This is a genomic window from Rhabdothermus arcticus, assembly GCF_055382915.1.
In genome coordinates this window covers 1372501-1391138 of the sequence record NZ_AP043808.1, presented here as the reverse complement: position 1 = coordinate 1391138, position 18638 = coordinate 1372501, and the positions used below count along the sequence as shown (strand labels likewise).

The following is an 18638-nucleotide window of genomic DNA, read 5'->3' as shown; positions in this document are numbered from 1 at the left end:
CGCTCGTTTGTTAACGTTGGATGAAGAGAGGGAGGAAAGAGGTGAGACGATGAAGCGTTATGTGGTGTGGTTGGGCCTGCTCCTCGCCCTAGCCTGGGGCCAGAGCGTCCGCGAGGCGGGGATGGCGGGCGTGCGCCTGCCGGGGGCCGGAGCCAGTCTACATAACCCCGCCTACTTCGCGGTCGAGAGCCCCTTCGACCAGGGTGGGTGGACGCTCCCCCTCGGGCTCTTGGGCCTTTTGCTCCCCGATCGCAGCCCGCTCTACTACGTGGCTGCGCCGGACGTCTTCTATAAGAGCTTCGATGGGCTTCGCTTTTACGATCAGCTCAGCCACCTGGATAGCTTTCTGATCAACCCCGAGGCCAGCCCGAAGGAGGTGCGGCTCGAGGTCTCTCCAGACCGCATCGCGCTCACCGACGGCGAGGGCCGGCCGCTCCGGCTCTCGGCCCGGGTCGGCGCGGGCGGCGCCGGCGGGGGCGCGCCAAGCCTGACCCCGCCGCCGCTCGTGGCCTACCCCTTCTCCCTGGGAGGCGGGTTGAGCCTCGCGGTCTCCGCCTTCGGCGGCGTCGAGGGGGCGGGTGTCCGCCCGGACGCGAAGCTCGCGGAGCTGCTCTCCGGTGGACAGCTTTCGCCCAACACCCGCTACGCGGCCACCGCCGAGGCCCACGCCAGCACCGGGCTGCGCCTGGACTTCGCCTACGCCGTGCCCCTGCCCGCGCTTCCCGAGCTCGAGGGCCGGGTCTTTCTGGGCGCCCGGGGCGCGGGCTTTTTGGGCCTGGCCCGGGTGGACGCGGCGCTCAAGACGGCCTTGACCACCGACGCCCAGGCCAACGTCCAGACGACCGAGACCGAGACCACCGTCTTCTACAGCTACCCCGGGGCCGGGGGGCTCGGCTACGGGCTGCGCCTGGACCTCGGGGTCGCCTACCAGAACGAGCTTGGGATCTTTGGGCTGGGCGTGAACAACGTCCTCGGCTACAGCCACTGGAGCGGCACCGAGGTGATCCGAAACGATAGCGGCACGACCGAGCGGGCGGCGGAGAAGAACGCCTTCGGTTTCAGCCCCGCGGTCTACGCCAACGGCGCCAGCTACGTCGAGGCAGCGCCGGGGACGAGGCTCCTTCTGGCCGGGGACCTCGGCTACGACGGGGCGGTGTTCGGGCACCTCGGCCTCGAGTACCCGCTGGGGCCCACCGCGCTCCGGGCGGGGATCGGCTACGACCAGGGCGTGCGGCTGGGACTGGGCGCGGGCATGGCGCTTTCCGGGGTCCGGCTGGACCTCGCCCTCACCAGCCACACCGGGGCCTTCACCGGCCAGCAGGTCTTCGGCCTGGCGGCCAGCGTGGGGTTTTAGGAGGTGCGTATGAAGCGATGGATCCTGCTCCTTGTGGGCGTGCTGGCCTTCGCCGGGTGCAGCATGCAAACCCGCTATAGCGTCGCGCTGTCCGGGTTCCAGCTAATCGGGGATCCGCAGGACGTGCCGATCCCGGGTACGCTCACCCTCTACCTTCCGGACGCCGACGGCGATCCCACCACCCCCGACGGCGGCTACCTGGCCTCGGTGCCGGAGGCGGTGGCCGCCCACCTGAGCGAGGCCGCGCTCACCCTCGGCCTCGATCTAAAGAACACCGGAAGCGTAGCCCTCACGGCCCGGATGGCCTTCTACCTGGCCCCCGAGAGCGAAAGCACGAACATCTACCAACCCCAGTACCGGGTGGATGGAAGCGATCCCCTCACCCTGGCCCCGGGAGAGACCGGCACCCTGACGCTGAGCTTGACGCTTTCCTCCAGCGAGCACGCCGACGCCTTCGACCGGATCCGGCAGAGCAACGGGCGTTTTCGCGTGGGGGTGAAGCTCGAGCTCAACGGCGACCGGGCCCGTCTGACCGCCGGCCAGCTGGACCTCACCCTGACCAGCGACCCCCTGGGGAAGCTGCTGCGCTAGGGGTCGGCGCCCTCGTGGCGCCGCCGCGCCCGCGCCCCCATCGCCCGGCCCGCTCGGTAGCCCTCCTTGAAGGCGGCGAGCAGCCGGGCGTCGGGGGCGCGCTCCATGTGGCGGACGAAGAGGGCCTCGAGCTCGGGCGGCTCGAGGCGGTCGTAGCCGTCCTTGAACCCGAGCTCGAAGCCCTTGGCGTAGGCGGTCTGGACTAGATCTCGAAGGTCCACATCCCCTCCTCCATCAAGGGGACGCGCGCGTTCCCCTTGAGGCCGGTGACGCGCATCGCCTCGGAGCCGATCATCCAGTCCTGGTGCACCAGGCTCTCGTTCATCCCCCGCCGGGCCCGCTCGGTTTCGGAGAGCCGGTCCGCATCCCGCAGGTTCTCGCTGTAGGCCTGGCCGAAGGCGATGTGGCTGGCGGCGTTCTCGTCGAAGAGGGTGTTTAAAAAGAGCACTCCGGCCCGCCGCACCCCGGAGTCGGCGGGGACCAGGGCCACCTCGCCGAGCCGCCGCGCGCCGGGGTCGGTCTCCAAGAGGGCCAAGACGGCCTCCCGGCCGGTCTCGGCCTCGACCTCGACGGCCACGCCCTTTTCGAAGCGCACCCTGAGCCCCTCGACCAGCACCCCGTTCAGGGAGAAGGGCATCGTGGCCGTCGCCACCCCCTCGACCCGGTCCTTGTGGGGCATGGTGAAGACCTCCTCGGTGGGGAGGTTGGGCAGGCAGCGCACGCCGTTCTTGGCCTCCCCCCAGCCCCCCTTCCAGACGTGGCCCTCGGCGAGCCCCACGACGAGGTCCGTCCCCGGCCCCTCGAAGTGCAGCGCGTCGAAGGCCCACGCGGTCAGCCGCTGGGCGCGGGCGCTGAGCGCGTCGGCGCGCTCGGACCAGGCCTGCAGGGGGTCGTCGGCGTCGAGCCGGGTCGCGACGCGCACGGCCTCGGTGAGCCGGGCCAGGGCCTCGGCCTCGGGCAGGTCGGGGAAGACCGCCCTGGCCCAGGCCGGGGTGGGGTAGCCGACGATCGTCCAGTTGGTCTTGAACTCGGAGATCGGCTTGAGCATCGGTTTGCGCGCCGCGGACTGGCTTTGCACGTAGGCCCGCACCCGCTCCGGGGGCGCCTTGGCCAGGAGGTTGGGGTCCTCTCCGGTCAGCGCCAGGCGCGCGGTCCCCGCCTCCAACGCGGCGCCGATCGCCTCGTAGAGCCAACCCGGGGCGTAGGTCCAGGCCTCGGGGCCGCCCTCGTTGAGCTTGGCGAGGAGCAGGGCGTCGTCGAAGAAGAAGGGCAGCAAGTGCACGCCCCCGGCGCGGTAGACGGCGCGGGCCAGGGCCTGGACCAGGGGGCGCTGGTCGATGTGCGCGGTCAGCAGGACCGGCTGCCCGGGCTGCAGGTTCAGCCCGACCCTGACCGCGAGTTCGGCGAGCGTGGCTTCCAGGTTCATAGGTGTTCCCTCCACCAGTCGAGGTAGGCCTTGAGCCGGGCCACCCGGCGGTCCGGACGGCCGCTTCGCGAGAGGTTGTGCCCCTCCTCGGGGACGCGGAAGAAGCGGGCCTTGACGCCGCGGTCGAAGAGCGCGGTGTACCAGGTCTCCCCCTGGTCGATCGGGCAGCGGTGGTCGGCCTCGGCGTGGACCACCAGCGTGGGGGCCTTCACCCGGTCGGCGTAGGCCAGGGGGCTCTTTTCCCAGAGCACCTCGGGACGGTTCCAGGGATCGGCGAAGAGCTGGATGCGGGTGAACATCGGGCCGATGTCGCTGGCGCCGAAGAAGCTGATCCAGTTGGCGATCGAGCGGTCGGTGACCGCGGCCTTGAAGCGCTCGGGATAGCGGGCGGTGAGCCAGTTCGTCATGTAGCCGCCGTAGCTGCCCCCGGCGACCCCGACCCGCTCCCGGTCCAGGGGAAAGCGTGCCAGGGCGGCGTCGAGCAGGCCGAGCAGGTCGGCGGCGTCGATCTCCCCCCAGCGGCCCTCGAGCTTGGCGAAGGCCTCGCCGTAGCCGGTGGAGCCCCGGGGGTTGCCGTAGACCACGGCGAAGCCCGCCTGGCGGAAGAGCTCGAGCTCGAGCATCAGCGCCTGCCCGAAGGCGGTGTGGGGGCCGCCGTGGATGTAGAGGATCACCGGGTGCGGCCCCTCGCCCTCGGGGAGCAGGACCCAGCCCGGGACCTCGTGGTCCTCGGGCGCGGTATGGACGAGGGGCTGGGGCGGCCGGAGGCCCGGCAGGCGGCGGGCGTTGGGGTCGTAGACCTCGCGCCCCTCCACGACCAGCCGCGGCCCGTGGGTGAAGTCCTCGACGAGGAGCGCCCGGCCCTCCATGGCAAAGGCCACGATCGACGCCTCGTGGGCGGTCCGCTCGGCCTTCCCGTCCGGGGAGACGGCGTAGAGCACCCCTTTTCCGGCCTCGGTGGCCAGGATGTAGATCCGCCCGTCCCGGCCCCAGCGGGGGCCGGCCTCGTAGCTGCCGTAGCGCACGTCTGAGTTCACCGAGTTGCCGAGGTGAGCGGCAAAGAGCGTTCGGTCCTGGCCGTCGTAGGTCAAAAGCCGGAGCTCGTCGAAAAGGCCCCCCTCCTTGTAGCTCTGGTAGACGTAGGCCAGCCCCTGGGGGCCGGCGGCGAGGCCGTAGACTGCTCCCTTGGGGTCGTGGAACAGGCGGAGCTCCCCGTCCCGGTAGCGCCAGATCGCCCCCTGCCAGTGGGCCTTGGCCCGGGCGTCGGGGGCGGCGACGACGTAGAGGGCGCCGTCGGCGCCGAAGGCCGCGGCCTCGATCGGGGGAAAGCGCGAAAAGAGCTGCTTCCTGCCCAGGTAGACCTGGACCGGTGCCTCCGAGGCGAGCCCCGCCCCGTCGAACTTGAAGGGCCAGGCTTCGTAGACCCTGGGGGTTCCAGGGGCCTCCTCCTTGGGCCGGGTCCAGGTCAAGACCTCGCCCCGGGGCCCGATCTCGAACCCCAGCACGCCGCCCGGGTGGCGGGTGACCTGCTCCGGTTCGCCGCCGTCCAGCGGCAGGCGGAAGAGCTGGGGGACCTCGGCCACCCGTCGGGTGAAGTAGATCCAGCGGCCGCGCCAGACCGGACGGCTGGCCTCGCCCTGGGTGAGGGCGCGGGGCCGGCCGCCGTCGAGCGTCATGAGCCGGGTGCGGTAGCGGGGAGGCGCGTTCTTTTCGCGTTCGATCTCGGTCAGGGTGAAGAGCGGGCGGCCGCTGGGCCCCTCGCTCAGCCCGCCGAGGAAGCGAAGCCGATAGAGGATCTCGGGGGTCATGGTCCCTAGGCTACCAAAAACCCTGACCCGTGGGTCAGGGTTGGGGGACGCGCGGATCGCGACCTAGCGGCGCACGCGGCGGCGCTTGGGCCGCGCCGCGCCTTCGCCCTGCTCGGGGCCGAGGAGCAGCGCCAGGAGGCCGGCCAGGGCCTCGGTGTCGCCGGCCTTGATCCAGGCCTCGGCGATCGGCCGCATGGCCGCCTTCTTGGCCTCCGGCTGGTTGCGCGCGGCCTCGACCAGGGCGCGCAGCCGGGCGGTGCGGGCGGCCTCGGGGCTGGGCAGGTCGAGGCGTTGAAAACGGCGTCCCACGGCCTTTTCCAGCCGCCGCACCAAGAAGCCCTCGCGGTGGCCCTCGAGGATCGCCACCGTCCCCTCACGACCGGCCCGCGCGGTGCGCCCGGAGCGGTGCTGGTAGCTCTCCGCCTTGTCCGGGAGGCGGTAGTGGACGACGAGGTCCACCTCGGGGATGTCCAGGCCGCGGGCGGCGACGTCGGTGGCCACCAGGGTGCGCGCCTGGCCGTTGCGAAAGGCCCGGATCACCCGCTCGCGCTCGCGCTGGCCGAGGTCCCCGTGGACCGCCTCGGCGGGCAGGCCCGCGTGGCGCAACGCCTCGGCGACCGTGTCGGCCTCGGCCTTGGTGCGGGTGAAGACGATCGCCCGCTCCGGCCCCTTGGCGAAGATCAGCTGGGCCAGCGCCGCCTCGCGGGACGTGCTGCTGGTCTTGTAGACCTCCTCGGTGTAGCGCACCGCCTCGTCGGTGACCACGTTGACCGTCTTCGGGCGCGTGAGGTGGCGTTTGACGAGCCGCTCCGCCCAGCGGGGCAGGGTGGCGGAAAAGAGCAGCGTCTGGCGCGCCTCCGGGGTGGCCTTGAGGAGGGCCTCGACGTCCTCTTCGAAGCCCATCGAGAGCATCTCGTCGGCCTCGTCGAGGACGGCGATCTCGACCCGGGCGAGGTCCAAGACCCCGCGCTTGAGGTAGTCGAGGGCCCGCCCGGGGGTGGCGACGACGACGTCCGCACCCTCCTTGAGGGCCCGGGCCTGGGCCTGGTAGCCGGTGCCACCGTAGACCGTCACCACCTTGAGGTGGGGGGCCACCCAGGCCAGCTCCTTGGCCACCTGCAGCGCGAGCTCACGGGTGGGGGCGAGGACCAGGGCCCGGGGCGCGCGGCCCCGGGTCGGGTCCGCCGGCAGGCGCTCGGCGATGGGGAGGCCGAAGGCCAGGGTCTTCCCGGTTCCGGTGCGGGCGATGCCCAGGACGTCCTGGCCGGCGAGCGCCGCGGGCAGGGCGGCCTGCTGCACCGGGGTCGGGGTTTCGATCCCCCGCTCGGCGAGACGGGCGACGGTGTTCGGGCTTAGTTCAAGGTCGTGAAAGTTCATGTGGTTTCCTTTCCGGGGCTTTTTCAGCGCTCCGAAAAGGAAAACCGCTTAAAACCCCTAAAACTTCCTAAGACTACAGGAAAGCGAAGGCCAAGTCAAGGGCGCTCTGGCCGAAAGCTGAGGGGGCCGGCCTCTTTGAGCGCCAGCTGGCCGCAGGCCGCGCCCACGTCCGCTCCCCGGCTCCAGCGGACGGTGACCGGGAGGCCCTCGGCCTCGAGCACCCCCGCGAAGCGGCGGATCCCCTCCGGCGGGGTGCCCTCGACCGGGGCCCCCTCCCAGGGGTTGAAGGGAATGAGGTTGACGTGGGCCACGATGCGCCTTTGCTTGATCAGCCGCGCCACCTCCCGGGCCTGCCAGGGCGCATCGTTGATCCCCTTGAGCATCACGTACTCGAAGGTCACCCGGCGCCGGGTGCGGGCAAAGTAGTCCCCGACCGCGTCCATGATCGCCTCCACCGGGTAGGCCTTGGCGGTGGGGATGATCTGCTTCCGGGTGGCGTCGTCGGGGGCGTGGAGGCTGAGGGCCAGCTTGACCCCCAGGTCCTCCTCCCCCAGCCGGCGGATCCCCTTGGGGATGCCGACGGTGGAGAGGGTGATGCGCCTGGGGCTCATCGCCAGCGCCTGCTTGTCGATCATCCGGCGCACCGCCTGGGCGACCGCGTCCAGGTTCAAGAGCGGCTCGCCCATCCCCATCAGCACCACGTTGCGGATCTCGCGGGGGCTCAGCTGCTGGTGGTGGGCGATGGCCAGGAGCTGGTCCAGGATCTCCCAGGGGGTGAGGTTGCGACCGAAGCCCAGCGCCCCGGTGGCGCAGAAGACGCAACCCGCGGGGCAGCCCACCTGGCTGGAGAGGCAGACGGTCTTGCGGTCCTTGTAGGGCAGGTAGACGGCCTCGGTCTGGCGGCCGTCGAGGAGGGTGAAGAGGTACTTGGTCGAGCCGTCCCTGGAGGGGAAGGCCTGGACCAGCTCGAACTCCGAGACCCGCCACTCGGCCTCGAGGGCCTCCCTGAGCGCCCGCGGGAGGTCGGTCATCTCCTCGAAGCTGCGCGCCCCCTTCTTGTAGAGCCAGCTCGCGATCTGGCCCTTGCGGTAGCCTTCCCCCGGGAGGCCTTCGGGGGGCCTGGGGGCGAGGATCGAGCGCTTCATGCCTGGGACTGGGTGAGCTCGAGCATCAGGTATTCCAGCCGGGTGCGGGCGTTGTCCTGGGAGCCGTAGATGCTGCGCACCAGCTCGCCGCCGGGGGCGTAGACCAGCCAGTGGGGCGTGCCCTCGACCCCGAGCCGCTCGGCCAGCTCGCCGCTGTGGTCCAGCGCCACGGGAAAGGGGAGCTTGGCGTAGTCGCTGGCGAAGTAGCGCACCTTCTCGACGACGTCGGCCTTGTCGTAGCGCTTATGGCCGTAGCTGGTGTGCACGGCGAGGTAGTGGAGCCGGTCCCCGTGCTCGCGAACCAGCCCCTTCAAAAAGGGGATGCCCCGCGCGATGCAGCCCGGGCACTCGAGGTTGAAGAACATCACGATCCCGGGCTTTTCCCAGGCGCTCGGGGGGCTTAGGGGCTCGCCCCAGACGAACTCGCTCGGCCAGTCCATGCTAGAGAAACTTCTCCTCCTTGCCCAGGCGCTTCACCAGCAGGTAGTAGAAGGTCGAGCGCAACTTGCGCCCCTGGATCGTCTGGCAGACCTCCTGGAGCAGCCGGTCCATCTCTTCGTCGCTGAGGTCGACGTGCAGCTTGTCCAGGAGGAAGCGCTTTTTCACCCGTTCCAGCTCGTCGGGCTGGCTGCAGGCGACGTAGGCGCTGTCGGCGTTGCGGAAGACCACCGCGTAGGTCTCCACCAGCGCCCGCAAAAGGGCCTCGTCGGGGTTGGGGTCGTACTTCTTCACGTCCTCCAGGGCTTTTTGAAAGAGCTCCTCGTGGGTCATCGCCACCTCCTTCAAAGGATTATAGCAAAAGGCTCAACAAACTTAAATCTTAAGGTGCACCACGGTGACCCCGTGGCCGCCTTCATACGGCATCGCGTCGTGGAAGGAGGCCACCCGCTTGTCGCGCTTTAAGGCCTGGCGCACCGCGGTGCGCAGCGCCCCGGTGCCCTTGCCGTGCAGGATGCGCACCGGGCTCTCTTTGAGCGCGTGGGCCTCGGTGAGGAACTCGTCGAGCGCCAAAAGCGCCTCTGCCTGGGTGAGGCCGCGCAGGTTGAGCTCGGGCTCGAAGCCGGACTTGACCACCACCGCCTCCTTGGGACGGGGGGCGCCGGGGTCACGGGGCTTGAGCCGGGCCACCGGGACCTCGACCTTCAAGGGCCCGATCTGGACCAGGGCCACGCCGTCCTTGACCCTGAGGACGCGCCCCTTTTGGCGGTAGTCGGGGACCTCGACCAGGGTCCCGGCGGCGAGCGTGGGGTAGGGGTTGGGCTGGGGGCGGGGGCGGACCTTCTGCCTCAGGGCCATGACCTCCCTGAGGGCGTCCCGTTTTCCCTCCGCGGTTTTGGCCTTGGCCTTGAGCTGCTTGATCTGCTGCTCGGCGGCCTTGAGGAGGCGGTCGGCTTCGGCTCGGGCCGCGTCGAGGACGCGCTGGCGTTCGGCCTCGAGGGCCCCGAGGCGGGCCTCGAGCGCAGCGGCCTTGGCCCGGGCCGCCTGCTCGCGGGCCTCGGCCTCGGCCAGGGCTTCGTCCAGCGCCGCTTTTTCCGCCTCCATCTCCGCGAGCAGGGCCTCGAGCCGCCGTCCCTCCTCCCCAGCCAGCGCGCGGGCCCGGGCCAGCAGGGGCGCGGGGAAGCCCAGCCGCTCGGCGATGGCCAGGGCGTAGCTGCGCCCCGGGACCCCGACCAGCAGCCGATAGGTCGGGGCCAGCGTCTCGGGGTCGAACTGCATGCTCGCGTTCTCGATGCCCTCGGCCTCGCTGGCGAAGACCTTGAGCGGGGTGAGGTGGGTGGTGGCGACGCCCAAAGCGCCGCGCTCGAGCAGGGCCTCGAGAACCGCCTGGGCCAGCGCCGCCCCCTCCTCGGGGTCGGTGCCGGTGCCCAGCTCGTCGAGGAGGACCAGGGTGCGGGGGTCCGCGGCCTCCACCGCGTCCTTGAGGCGCAGGAGATGGGCGGCGAAGGTGGAGAGGCTGGCGAAGAGGTCCTGCCGGTCCCCGATGTCCACGAAGACCCGCTCGAAGAAGGGGAGGATGGCCTGTTTGGCGGGGACGAAGAGGCCGGTCTGGGCCATCAGCACCGCGACGCCAACGGTCTTCAAGACCGCGGTCTTGCCCCCCATGTTGGGGCCGGAGATCAGCAGCAAGCGGCGCGCGGGGTCCAGGCGCAGGTCGTTCTTGACCGGATCTTGAATGAGCGGGTGAAAGGCGGCCTCGAGGACGAGGTGGCCGTCCTCGGTGAAGCTCGGGGTGCTGAGCCCCCAGTCCTCGGCGAGGCGGCGGCCGGCCTCGGCTAGGTCCAGCTCGACCAGGGCGGAAAGCGTCGCCCGCACCCCCGGGTCCTGGCCCAGGCGGGCGGAGAGCTCGGCGAGGATCCGCCGCACCTCGGCCTCCTCGGCCAGGATCAGCTCGGCCAGGGCGTTGTTCAGGGGAACGAGCTCGGCGGGCTCGACGAACAGGGTGGCCCCCGAGCTGGAGCGGTCGAGCACGATCCCCGGCACCTCGTGCACCCGCTCGGCCTTGACCGGAAGGGCGTAGCGCCCCCGGCGGAGGGTGACGAAGCGGTCGCTGAGCGCCGCTTGATGACGCTCCATCAGGGCGTAGACGCGTTCCTGGATGCGCCGGCGCAGGGGGGCGATCCTGCGGCGCAGGCGCTTGAGCGTCTCCGAGGCTTCGTCCTTGACCTGCCCGGTCTCGTCGAGGGCACGGCGCACCGCCCGGGTGAAGGCGCGGTGGTCGCCGATCCTTTCGGCGACCGCCCGGAGCGCTTCGAGGTCGGTCTCGAAGAGCGCCGCCTTGAGGGCCATCGCCCGCTCCAGGGTCGTGGCGGCGGCGAGCAGCTCCGGGCCCTCGAGCCCCTCCCCCTTGGCCAGGGCCTCGAGCTGCGGGGTGAGGTCCTGAACGCCCCCGAGGTCGATCGGGAAAACCTTCGCCTCGGCGATCCGCCGTAGGCGGGTCTCGGCCGTGGCCCGGTCCACCGGGGCCAGGTGCCGGGCCGCGGCCTGGCCGGCCAGGGTCTGGGCCCGCTCGGCCAGGGCCTCGCGCACCGCGGCGAAGTCGAGGGCCTCGAGGACGTCCTGCATGCAAAGGTTTATTCTAGCACGCGAAAACGCAACCCGCGAACACCTAAGGACTGGCCACGCTTTCGCCACGCCCCCCTGGCTACCCTCGTCCCATGAGGGCTTTCAGCGTCCTTCTTATCGTTCTGGCCGGGGTGCTCGCGGCCTGCGCGCTGCAAGCCTCGCCCCGCCTGCTCCTCGACGGCGCGTCCTTCGTCCTTCACGGCACCTGGAACGCCGACCTGGACACCGCCAAGGAGGTCGCGACCGGACCGGAGATCGACGTCTGGTGGGAGCAGGTCGACGCGACCGAGCGCTACTGGGTTCCGAAGAACGGGGCGCGCTTCGCGGCCATGGGCAAGACGCGCCCCGATGCGGCCACCTGCCGCAACACGCCGCTGTCCGGCGATCCGATCGACGGCAGCGACGGCCCCGGCAACAAGATCCCCAGCGGCAGCTTCCTCTGTGCCCTGACCAGCGCGGGGCATCTGGCCATCGTCGAGGTGGTGCGCTACGGCTACAACCTGGAGCTTCGGGTCTGGGTCTATGACCGTTAGACCTCGAGGGCAAACCCCGCGTCCCGGTAGGTGAGGGCCTCGGCGATGTGGACCTCCTCCACCCGTTCGCTCGCCGAAAGGTCGGCCACGGTGCGGGCCACCCGGAGCACCCGGTCGTAGGCCCGGCCGGTGAGGAGGAGCTTTTTCGCCGCGGCGAGCAAGAGCCCCTCCGCGTTGGGGGTGAGGCCGGCCACCCGGGCCAGCTCCCTCGGCGTCAAGAGGCCGTTCGGTTTGCCCTGGCGCGCCTGCATCCGTTCGCGGGCAGCGGCCACCCGCTCGGCGATGCGCGCGCTCGCTTCCCCCTCGGGGGCACGGGCCAGCTCCTCGGGAAGGAGCCTGGGGACCTCGACCAAAAGGTCGAACCGGTCGAGCAGGGGGCCGGAGATCTTGGCCCGGTAGCGGCGGATCTGGTGGGGGCTGCAGGTGCAGGCCCGCTCGGGGTCCCCGTGCCAGCCGCAGGGGCAGGGGTTCATCGCCGCCACCAGCAAAAAGCGCGCGGGAAAGGAGAAGCTGGCCCGGGCCCGGGCGATGGTGACCGTTCCGTCCTCGAGCGGCTGGCGCAAGACCTCCAGCGCCCGCCGGGAGAACTCCGGCAGCTCGTCCAAGAACAGCACCCCGTGGTGGGCTAGGCTGACCTCGCCCGGTCGGGGCACGGCCCCGCCCCCCACCAGCCCGGCGTCGGAGACCGTGTGGTGGGGGGCGCGAAAGGGCGGCCTCAGGGGCAGCCCCCGGGCCAGCAGTCCGGCCGCCGAACGCACCTTGAGGACCTCCATCGCCTCCTCCCGGGTGAGCCTCGGAAGGAGGCCGGGAAGCCGACGGGCGATCATCGTCTTCCCCGAGCCGGGGGTGCCGCTCATCAGGAGGTGGTGAAACCCGGCGGCAGCGATCTCCGCGGCCCGCTTGGCCTTGGCCTGGCCCTTGACCTCGGCGAAGTCGGGGTAGGAGGGCGCGTCCTCGTCGGCTTCTCCAGGCATGACCGGATCGAGGGCCCGTTCCTTTTTAAGGAAGGCCAGGGCTTCCTCCAGGTTGCGGGGGGCAACGACCTCGACCCCCTCGACCAGGGCCGCTTCCCGGGCGGTCTCGGGGGGGAGGAGCAGCGCGTGGGGGCCGTCCCGCAGCGCGGCAAAGGCCATGTTCACGCCGCCCGCGACCGGCCTAAGCAGCCCCCCAAGCCCCAGCTCGCCGGCGATCCAGTGGGCCTCGAGGGCCGCTGGCGGCAGCACCCCCTGGGCCGCGAGCAGGGCCAGGGCGATCGGCAGATCGAAGCGCGGCCCCTCCTTTTTCAGGTCAGCGGGGGCCAGGTTTACGACGACCCGGGCCTGGGGGTAGGGGAGCCCGGCGTTCTTGATCGCCGCCCGCACCCGGTCGCGGGACTCGTTGACCGCGGCGTCCGGAAGCCCCACCACGGTGTACGAGGGAAGGCCGGGGCTGACGTCGACCTCGACCATCACCGGCACCGCCTCGAGCCCCCAAAGGGCGAAGGTCCGGGCCCTTGCGAGCATGGGCTCAGCCTACCGCGAGAGCGGTTTCGGGGAGGGTGCGTTTGACCCAGCACCGGCGCGTCAGGCGCGGTTCATTCCACGGTCACGCTCTTGGCCAGGTTGCGCGGCTTGTCCGGGTCGTGGCCGAGCAGCACCGCGGTCTCGTAGGCCAGGATCTGCAAGGGGATGACCGCGAGCACCGGGGAGAGCAGGGGGTGTACCGCGGGGATGGGCATGACCTCGTCGGCCTCGTCGGCCATCGCCGTATCCCCCTCGGTGATCACCGCGATCACCCGGCCGCCCCGGGCCTTGACCTCCTGGACGTTGGCGCGGGTCTTCTCGTACCAGGGTCCCTTGGGGTTGACCACCACCACCGGGAGGCGCTCGTCGATCAGGGCGATCGGGCCGTGCTTCATCTCCCCGGCGGGGTAGGCCTCGGCGTGGATGTAGCTGATCTCCTTGAGCTTGAGGGCCCCTTCGTAGGCGGTGGGGGCGTGGAGGTTGCGGCCGAGGAAGAGGAAGTCGCTGGCCTGGTGGTACTTGGCCGCGACCCGGGCGTAGTCCTCGGCGCGCTCGAGCGCCGCCTCCACCAGGCGCGGCAGCTTCTTGGCCTCGTGCAAGAGGGTCTTCGCGGTGGCGGCGTCGAGCGTTCCCCGCAGCCGCCCCAGCCGCACCGCGAGCAAGAAGAGCGCCGCGACCATCGCGGTGTAGACCTTGGTCGAGGCCACCCCGATCTCCGGCCCGGCGTGGATGTAGAGGGTGTCGTCGGCCTCCCGGGTGATCGTCGAGCCCTTGACGTTGATCACGCCCAGGGTCGCCGCGCCCTTGCGCCTGGCTTCGCGCAGGGCCTCCAGGGTGTCGATCGTCTCGCCGGACTGGCTCACCGCAACGAAGAGGGTCCGGGCGTCGGCCAGGGGGTCGCGGTAGCGGTACTCGCTGGCCACGTCGACCTCGACCGGGACGCGGGCCAGCCGCTCAATCAGGTACTTGCCCACCCAGCCGGCGTAGAACGCGGTCCCGGCGGCGACGATGTGCAGGCGGTCGAAGCGGGAGAGGTCGAGGTCCAAGTCCAGCCGTACCTCGCCGTCCTCCTCGTGGATCCGCCCGCCCAGGGTGTTCTCCAGCGCCCAGGGCTGCTCGAAGATTTCCTTCTTCATGTAGTGGGGGAAGCCGCCCTTCTCCGCCTGCTCCAGGGTCCACTCGACGGTGTGCACCCGCAGCGGTCGCGGCGCGCCGTCGAGGGCGGTGACGCGCACCCCGTCGCGGTGGACGACCGCGAGCTCGCCGTCCTCCAGATAGACGACCTTGCGGGTGAAGGGCAGCAGCGCGGGGACGTCCGAGGCCACGAACTGCTCGCCGTCCCCGAGCCCCACCACCAGCGGGCTGACGGTGCGGGCGGCGATCAGCGCGTCGTGGTCCTCGTGGAGCACCACCACCGCGTAGGCCCCCCTGGCCTGTTGCAGCGCGCGTCGCACCGCGGCCTCCAGGTCGCCGGTGTAGGCGTCGGCGATCAGGTGGGCGAGGACCTCGGTGTCGGTGTCGCTTTCGAAGACATAGCCCTTTTGGGCCAGCGCCTCCTTGAGCTCCAGGTAGTTCTCGATGATCCCGTTGTGCACCAGCGCCAGCTTCCCCGAGCGGTGGGGATGGGCGTTGCGGTCGGTGGGGGGGCCGTGGGTGGCCCAGCGGGTGTGGCCGATCCCCGCGTTCCCTGTAAGGGGACGCTCCTGGAGCGCGGCCTCGAGCACCGAGAGCTTGCCCGCGCGCTTTTCGGCCCGCAGCCCCTCCGGGGTCTTGACCGCCACCCCGGCCGAGTCGTAGCCCCGGTACTCGAGCCGCCTCAACCCCTCGATGAGGACGTCGGTCGCGTTCCTAAATCCCACGTAACCCACGATTCCGCACATCACGCCTCCCATCGGGGCACGCCGTGCCCCGTTGCCTTGGCCCTGCCCGCGGGTTGTCCCCGCCTCGCGGCGTGGGCTTTCCCCTTGGGCTTCGCTGGCGGGAGGGTGGGGCCTCACCCTGGCGGCATCCGCGGAATCCTTCGACCTTTCCCGGCGCTGCCGGTTATCCCGTTTCGGGTCCGCCACCTCGTGAGGAGGACGCGCCTCCCCCTGCGCTTCCCGCAACTAGAGAGTCTACCCCAGGCCGCGCGAAAGACAAGGTCAAAGGGCCGCGTTCGACCTTGACACCCGGCGAAGGCGCGGCGTAACCTGGGCTTCGGGCGTGCATGAGACCATCTTGAGTGCGCCCCAGGAGCGGGGCTGGGAGAGGAAACGCGGAAACTCGCCCCAGCGTCGTTTCCTGACACCGAGGAGGTGTGAGGAAGTATGAAGAGAGTAGGCCTACTGTTTGCAGGGCTACTGGCCGTGCTCAGCCTGAGCGTGGCCGGGGCCGTTAAGTTCACCGACGTGCCCCCCGGCCACTGGGCTGAGGAGGCCGTCTACAAGCTCGCCGACGAGGGCATCATCCTGGGCTTCCCGGATGGCACCTACCGCGGCAACGAGTACCTCACCCGCTACCAGGCGGCGCTCTTGATCTACCGTCTTCTGGAGCGGATTCGCTCCGAGATGAAGGCGGGCGTGGATCAGGAGACCCTGACCGCGCTGCGCAACGCGCTCCAGGAGCTCGCCGCCGAGGTGGCCTCGCTGGGCGTGCGGGTGAGCGCGCTCGAGGACAACGCGGTGACCAAGGCCGACCTGGAGAAGGCCCTGTCTCAGGTCAAGCCGGCGGGCATGGACACCGCCGCGCTCAAGGAGCTCGAGGCCAAGGTTGAGGCCGCGGCCGTCGCCGCCGACACCGCCCGCGCCCAGGCCGAGGCGGTCGCCGCCGACCTCGCCGCGCTGACCAGCAAGGTCGAGGCCAACGCCGAGAGCATTAAGGCCCTGAACGAGCTGGCGGTCCTCCTCAACCAGGACGTACTCAGCCTGCAGGACCGCGTTGGCGCGCTGGAGAAGCAGGTGGCCGCGCTCAAGAACGCCCAGCCCAAGGGCTTCGCCAAGGAGAGCGACCTCAAGGCGCTGACCGAGTACGTCCAGGCCCTCGCAGGTGACGTCGCCAGCCTGGCCGAGAAGCAGAAGGCCACCGAGGCCAAGGTCGCGACCCTCGAGCGCAACGCCTTCACCATCTCCGGCTCGCTCGGCCTGACCTACAAGGCGATCGACGCGATGGGCTTTGCTGGCTACGACATCGACCGCGTCATCGAGGGCAGCGCCTTCAGCACTGGGGACAGTAACAACAACGGTGAGGTCGTGGACGAGGCCGAGAACCTCGCCAGCACCGCCGGCAACACCAGCGCTAGCCTCTCCGTCAAGCTCCAGACCCAGAAGCTGACCGGCACCTCCAAGGGCGAGGGCGTCAACACCTACGACGAGCTCTTCCAGTTCAGCTTCAGTAGCTCGGCTTGGAGCAGCATCTCTGCGGGAGGCTCTTCCACCAACCTTTCCTTCAACGTGGACGCCGTGAAGACCACCCTGGGCATCGCCAAGGGCCAGCAGCTCAGCCTGCAGTTCGGCCAGGCGCCCACCGCCAAGTTCACCGAGTACGTCTTCGACAACGACGCCAACTCCTACGGCCCGGGCATCGTGGCCACCGTCACCGGCCTGCCGCTCGGCGCGACCCTGACCGGCGTCTACGGGAACAACGCTGCCCCCAGCAACTACGACTACTTCTACGGCGCCCGCCTCACCCTCGCGCCGATGAAGAACTTCTCCATCGGCGGCTCCTACGTGGCCCAGGACAGCCTGGCGAACCCCATCTACGGCGTCGACGCCAGCCTTGGCCTCGGGCCCATCGAGCTGATGGGTGAGTACTTCAGCGACGCCACCGCCGCGACCAGCTACTACGTCAAGGCCAAGGCCACCTTCGGCGCCTTCACCCTGGGCGGCAACTACCGCAACATCGCGGCTACCGTCACCAATACCAACCTGGCGTCGAACGACCTCTTCACCAGCAACAACGCTGCGCCCTTCGCCGCCGACCAGCAGGGCTACGGCGTTACCCTGGACGCGAGCTTCGGCGCGTTTGGCCTCTCCGGTTACTACGACGCCTACACCCTGACCAGCAACAACTACAGCGCCTACGGGGTCACCGCGACCCTGGGCCTCGGCGCCTTCTCGCTGAAGGGGTACTACAAGGCCGCGGCCCAGAGCGGCACGCCCCAGTCCTCGATTCCCGATCCTGCCCCCGGCACCGGGACGTACGAGAGCGCTTACGGCGGCCAGTTGTCCCACGATGGTGGCGCCGACAAGGCCTTCGTCAAGGGGCTGAACTTCACCGTCTCCTACAAGACCGACTACGTCGCCTCGCAGACCAACCTCGATGCGTACGGCGACTACAGCGGCAAGCTCGGTTTCATGAGCGTCAAGGTGCTGGGCGGGTACTTCGCCGACCTCACCGCTTCCACCAGCACCATGAAGTACGGCGTGAAGGTCGAGACCGATCCCTTCGCGCTGCCCCTCAAGCCCAGCTTGATGGGCGGCTACGTCGCGCGTACCACCACCGGTGGCACCGCCGAGACCAAGTGGTTCGCGGGCATTAGCTTCGACGAGTTCCTCTTCAGCCCGCACTCCACCTTCAAGGCCCAGTACGGCAGCTACACCGCCACCGGCCTTAACCTCATGGTGGGCAGCGCCGACAAGGCCTTCGATCCCTCGACCAACTACATCTACACCGATACCGCTGGCGCTGGCGGCACGCTGACCGGCTTCGAGCTCTCCTGGACCTACTGGGACCTCACCGCCAGCCTCGGCAGCTACATCGACAACAGCGGCAACTACGCCGACGCCTTCAAGATCAGCTACACCGTCGAGTTCTAAGGAAGGCATTCTGCGGGCCCCGGGTTTCCGGGGCCCTTTTTCTTTGCTATACTCACTCAGGTCGGCCCGAAGGGCCCGCTTGCCAATGAGCCAAGAGGCTCCGCTTGGAAGGGAGACATGATGAAGCTCAACAAAGGCGCGCTTTTAAAGGTCGTGGAGCAGCCGCACATTCGCTCCGACATCCCCGAGTTCCGCCCCGGCGACACCGTTCGCGTGCACTACAAGGTCAAGGAGGGCAACCGCACCCGGATCCAGGCCTTCGAGGGCACGGTCATCAAGATCAAGCGCAACGGGCTCAACACCACCTTCACCGTGCGCAAGATCTCCCACGGGATCGGCGTGGAGCGGATCTTCCCCATGCACTCGCCGTTGATCGACAAGGTCGAGGTCACCTTCCGCGGCAAGGTGCGCCGCGCCAAGCTCTACTACCTGCGCGAGCGCCGGGGCAAGGCGGCCCGGATCAAGCCGGACCACCGGCGCATGCTGCGCGGCAACAAGCGATAAGCGCCTGACGTGCCTTGCGGGCGGCCTTAGCTGGCCGCCCGCGCCCTTTGGTGCCAGGCCTGCAGGGGCTGGATCGTCGGCGCCTGGCTGCGCGCGGCGAGGATCGCCTTGAGGCTCCAGACCGCGGCTTCCCGGGTGGTGATGAAGGGCTTGCCGCGCTCCACCGCCCGGCGCAGCTCGGGGTGAGGGGCGAAGGCGATGAGCAGGTCGTAGTCGTCCTCGCTGGCCTGAAAACCGGCCTCCAGGTAGGCCGCCCGGGTCGCGGCATCGGCCTCGATGAAGCGCACCCGACCCCAGAGCGGCAGGACCTGACCGGCGCCGAGCTGGGCCTTGTAGTAGGCCAGGTAGGGGTCATGGTCGATCCCCATGCTTTCGCCGGTGGAGCGCATCTCCGGCCCCAAGAGGGGTAGGACGCCGGGGAACTTGAGCCAGGGGATGACCACCTCCTTGGCGGCGAAGAGGGGCGGGGTGGGGTCCTCGGTGAGGCCGATCTCGGCGAGGGTCTCGCCGACCGCGATCCGCGCCGCGTACTTGGCCAAGGG

The 18638-nt window shown here is 70.2% G+C and carries 16 protein-coding genes (1 of these 16 running past the window's edge); 5 read left to right on the top strand and 11 right to left on the bottom strand.

Annotated elements, in window-relative coordinates; genetic code table 11:
• Positions 1 to 49: 49 nt before the first annotated feature.
• Together ACZ48Y_RS07270 and ACZ48Y_RS07265 are read left to right on the top strand one after the other, a co-directional pair.
• Positions 50 to 1354, top strand: coding sequence for a TetR family transcriptional regulator (locus tag ACZ48Y_RS07270; protein ID WP_464739898.1), 1305 nt, complete (start codon positions 50 to 52; stop codon positions 1352 to 1354).
• A 9-nt stretch (positions 1355 to 1363) separates the two neighbouring features.
• Complete coding sequence (locus ACZ48Y_RS07265; RefSeq protein WP_464739896.1) at positions 1364 to 1945, top strand: hypothetical protein; 582 nt, start codon at positions 1364 to 1366, stop codon at positions 1943 to 1945.
• On the opposite strand, the gene ACZ48Y_RS07260 is transcribed toward ACZ48Y_RS07265, so the two are convergent.
• From ACZ48Y_RS07260 to ACZ48Y_RS07225, 8 genes are all read right to left on the bottom strand, one after another.
• Entirely contained in the window at positions 1942 to 2166 is a 225-nt protein-coding gene (locus ACZ48Y_RS07260) for a hypothetical protein (protein WP_464739894.1), read from the bottom strand. The genes ACZ48Y_RS07265 and ACZ48Y_RS07260 overlap by 4 nt on opposite strands.
• A complete protein-coding gene (locus tag ACZ48Y_RS07255; protein WP_464739892.1) occupies positions 2148 to 3371 on the bottom strand; it encodes an aminopeptidase in 1224 nt (407 codons plus the stop codon). The genes ACZ48Y_RS07260 and ACZ48Y_RS07255 overlap by 19 nt, the downstream gene beginning before the upstream one ends.
• A complete protein-coding gene (locus tag ACZ48Y_RS07250) occupies positions 3368 to 5179 on the bottom strand; it encodes an alpha/beta fold hydrolase (RefSeq protein ID WP_464739890.1) in 1812 nt (603 codons plus the stop codon). The genes ACZ48Y_RS07255 and ACZ48Y_RS07250 overlap by 4 nt, the downstream gene beginning before the upstream one ends.
• A 63-nt stretch (positions 5180 to 5242) precedes the next feature.
• Complete coding sequence (locus ACZ48Y_RS07245) at positions 5243 to 6556, bottom strand: DEAD/DEAH box helicase (RefSeq protein WP_464739888.1); 1314 nt, start codon at positions 6554 to 6556, stop codon at positions 5243 to 5245.
• Positions 6557 to 6651: 95 nt separating this feature from the next.
• Positions 6652 to 7701 carry a dual-specificity RNA methyltransferase RlmN gene (gene rlmN, locus ACZ48Y_RS07240; RefSeq protein WP_464739886.1) on the bottom strand — a complete coding sequence of 350 codons (1050 nt, stop codon included), beginning with the start codon at positions 7699 to 7701 and terminating at the stop codon, positions 6652 to 6654.
• Entirely contained in the window at positions 7698 to 8141 is a 444-nt protein-coding gene (locus tag ACZ48Y_RS07235) for a TlpA family protein disulfide reductase (RefSeq protein WP_464739884.1), read from the bottom strand. Before ACZ48Y_RS07235 ends, rlmN begins: the two co-directional genes overlap by 4 nt.
• 1 nt (position 8142) lies before the next feature.
• The gene (locus ACZ48Y_RS07230; RefSeq protein ID WP_464739882.1) at positions 8143 to 8472 is read right to left on the bottom strand and encodes a DUF2853 family protein; all 330 of its coding nucleotides are present in this window, start codon (positions 8470 to 8472) and stop codon (positions 8143 to 8145) included.
• Positions 8473 to 8514: 42 nt separating this feature from the next.
• Complete coding sequence (locus tag ACZ48Y_RS07225) at positions 8515 to 10764, bottom strand: endonuclease MutS2 (RefSeq protein ID WP_464739880.1); 2250 nt, start codon at positions 10762 to 10764, stop codon at positions 8515 to 8517.
• Positions 10765 to 10856: 92 nt separating this feature from the next.
• On the opposite strand from ACZ48Y_RS07225, the gene ACZ48Y_RS07220 reads away from it, so the two are divergent.
• Positions 10857 to 11297 (top strand): hypothetical protein, encoded by a 441-nt coding sequence (locus tag ACZ48Y_RS07220; RefSeq protein ID WP_464739878.1) that lies wholly within the window; start codon positions 10857 to 10859, stop codon positions 11295 to 11297.
• Here the strand turns inward: ACZ48Y_RS07220 and ACZ48Y_RS07215 are convergent.
• The gene (locus ACZ48Y_RS07215; RefSeq protein WP_464739876.1) at positions 11294 to 12799 is read right to left on the bottom strand and encodes a YifB family Mg chelatase-like AAA ATPase; all 1506 of its coding nucleotides are present in this window, start codon (positions 12797 to 12799) and stop codon (positions 11294 to 11296) included. The genes ACZ48Y_RS07220 and ACZ48Y_RS07215 overlap by 4 nt on opposite strands.
• A gap of 71 nt (positions 12800 to 12870) precedes the next feature.
• Positions 12871 to 14679: a glutamine--fructose-6-phosphate transaminase (isomerizing) gene (gene glmS, locus ACZ48Y_RS07210; RefSeq protein WP_464739874.1), complete on the bottom strand. Its 1809-nt coding sequence runs from the start codon at positions 14677 to 14679 to the stop codon at positions 12871 to 12873.
• 465 nt (positions 14680 to 15144) lie between these two features.
• Here glmS and ACZ48Y_RS07205 point away from each other — a divergent pair, with 465 nt between their 5' ends.
• Complete coding sequence (locus ACZ48Y_RS07205) at positions 15145 to 17592, top strand: S-layer homology domain-containing protein (RefSeq protein WP_464739872.1); 2448 nt, start codon at positions 15145 to 15147, stop codon at positions 17590 to 17592.
• Positions 17593 to 17712: 120 nt separating this feature from the next.
• Entirely contained in the window at positions 17713 to 18096 is a 384-nt protein-coding gene (gene rplS / locus ACZ48Y_RS07200) for a 50S ribosomal protein L19 (protein WP_464742870.1), read from the top strand.
• Between the two features lie 26 nt (positions 18097 to 18122).
• Here the strand turns inward: rplS and carB are convergent, their stop codons facing one another.
• Positions 18123 to 18638: the 3' end of a carbamoyl-phosphate synthase large subunit gene (gene carB / locus ACZ48Y_RS07195; protein WP_464739870.1), read on the bottom strand. Its footprint extends 2571 nt past the window's final position; the window shows 516 of its 3087 coding nt (coding positions 2572–3087); the start codon falls outside the window, past its right edge; the stop codon is at positions 18123 to 18125.

What these genes read in the sequence shown, in the direction of transcription:
- ACZ48Y_RS07270 (WP_464739898.1), top strand. Translation starts at nt 50, where the DNA reads ATGAAGCGTTATGTGGTGTGGTTGGGCCTGCTCCTCGCCCTAGCCTGG.
- ACZ48Y_RS07265 (WP_464739896.1), top strand. Translation starts at nt 1,364, where the DNA reads ATGAAGCGATGGATCCTGCTCCTTGTGGGCGTGCTGGCCTTCGCCGGG.
- ACZ48Y_RS07255 (WP_464739892.1), bottom strand. Translation starts at nt 3,371, where the DNA reads ATGAACCTGGAAGCCACGCTCGCCGAACTCGCGGTCAGGGTCGGGCTG.
- ACZ48Y_RS07250 (WP_464739890.1), bottom strand. Translation starts at nt 5,179, where the DNA reads ATGACCCCCGAGATCCTCTATCGGCTTCGCTTCCTCGGCGGGCTGAGC.
- ACZ48Y_RS07245 (WP_464739888.1), bottom strand. Translation starts at nt 6,556, where the DNA reads ATGAACTTTCACGACCTTGAACTAAGCCCGAACACCGTCGCCCGTCTC.
- rlmN (WP_464739886.1), bottom strand. Translation starts at nt 7,701, where the DNA reads ATGAAGCGCTCGATCCTCGCCCCCAGGCCCCCCGAAGGCCTCCCGGGG.
- ACZ48Y_RS07235 (WP_464739884.1), bottom strand. Translation starts at nt 8,141, where the DNA reads ATGGACTGGCCGAGCGAGTTCGTCTGGGGCGAGCCCCTAAGCCCCCCG.
- ACZ48Y_RS07230 (WP_464739882.1), bottom strand. Translation starts at nt 8,472, where the DNA reads ATGACCCACGAGGAGCTCTTTCAAAAAGCCCTGGAGGACGTGAAGAAG.
- ACZ48Y_RS07225 (WP_464739880.1), bottom strand. Translation starts at nt 10,764, where the DNA reads ATGCAGGACGTCCTCGAGGCCCTCGACTTCGCCGCGGTGCGCGAGGCC.
- ACZ48Y_RS07220 (WP_464739878.1), top strand. Translation starts at nt 10,857, where the DNA reads ATGAGGGCTTTCAGCGTCCTTCTTATCGTTCTGGCCGGGGTGCTCGCG.
- ACZ48Y_RS07215 (WP_464739876.1), bottom strand. Translation starts at nt 12,799, where the DNA reads ATGCTCGCAAGGGCCCGGACCTTCGCCCTTTGGGGGCTCGAGGCGGTG.
- glmS (WP_464739874.1), bottom strand. Translation starts at nt 14,679, where the DNA reads ATGTGCGGAATCGTGGGTTACGTGGGATTTAGGAACGCGACCGACGTC.
- rplS (WP_464742870.1), top strand. Translation starts at nt 17,713, where the DNA reads ATGAAGCTCAACAAAGGCGCGCTTTTAAAGGTCGTGGAGCAGCCGCAC.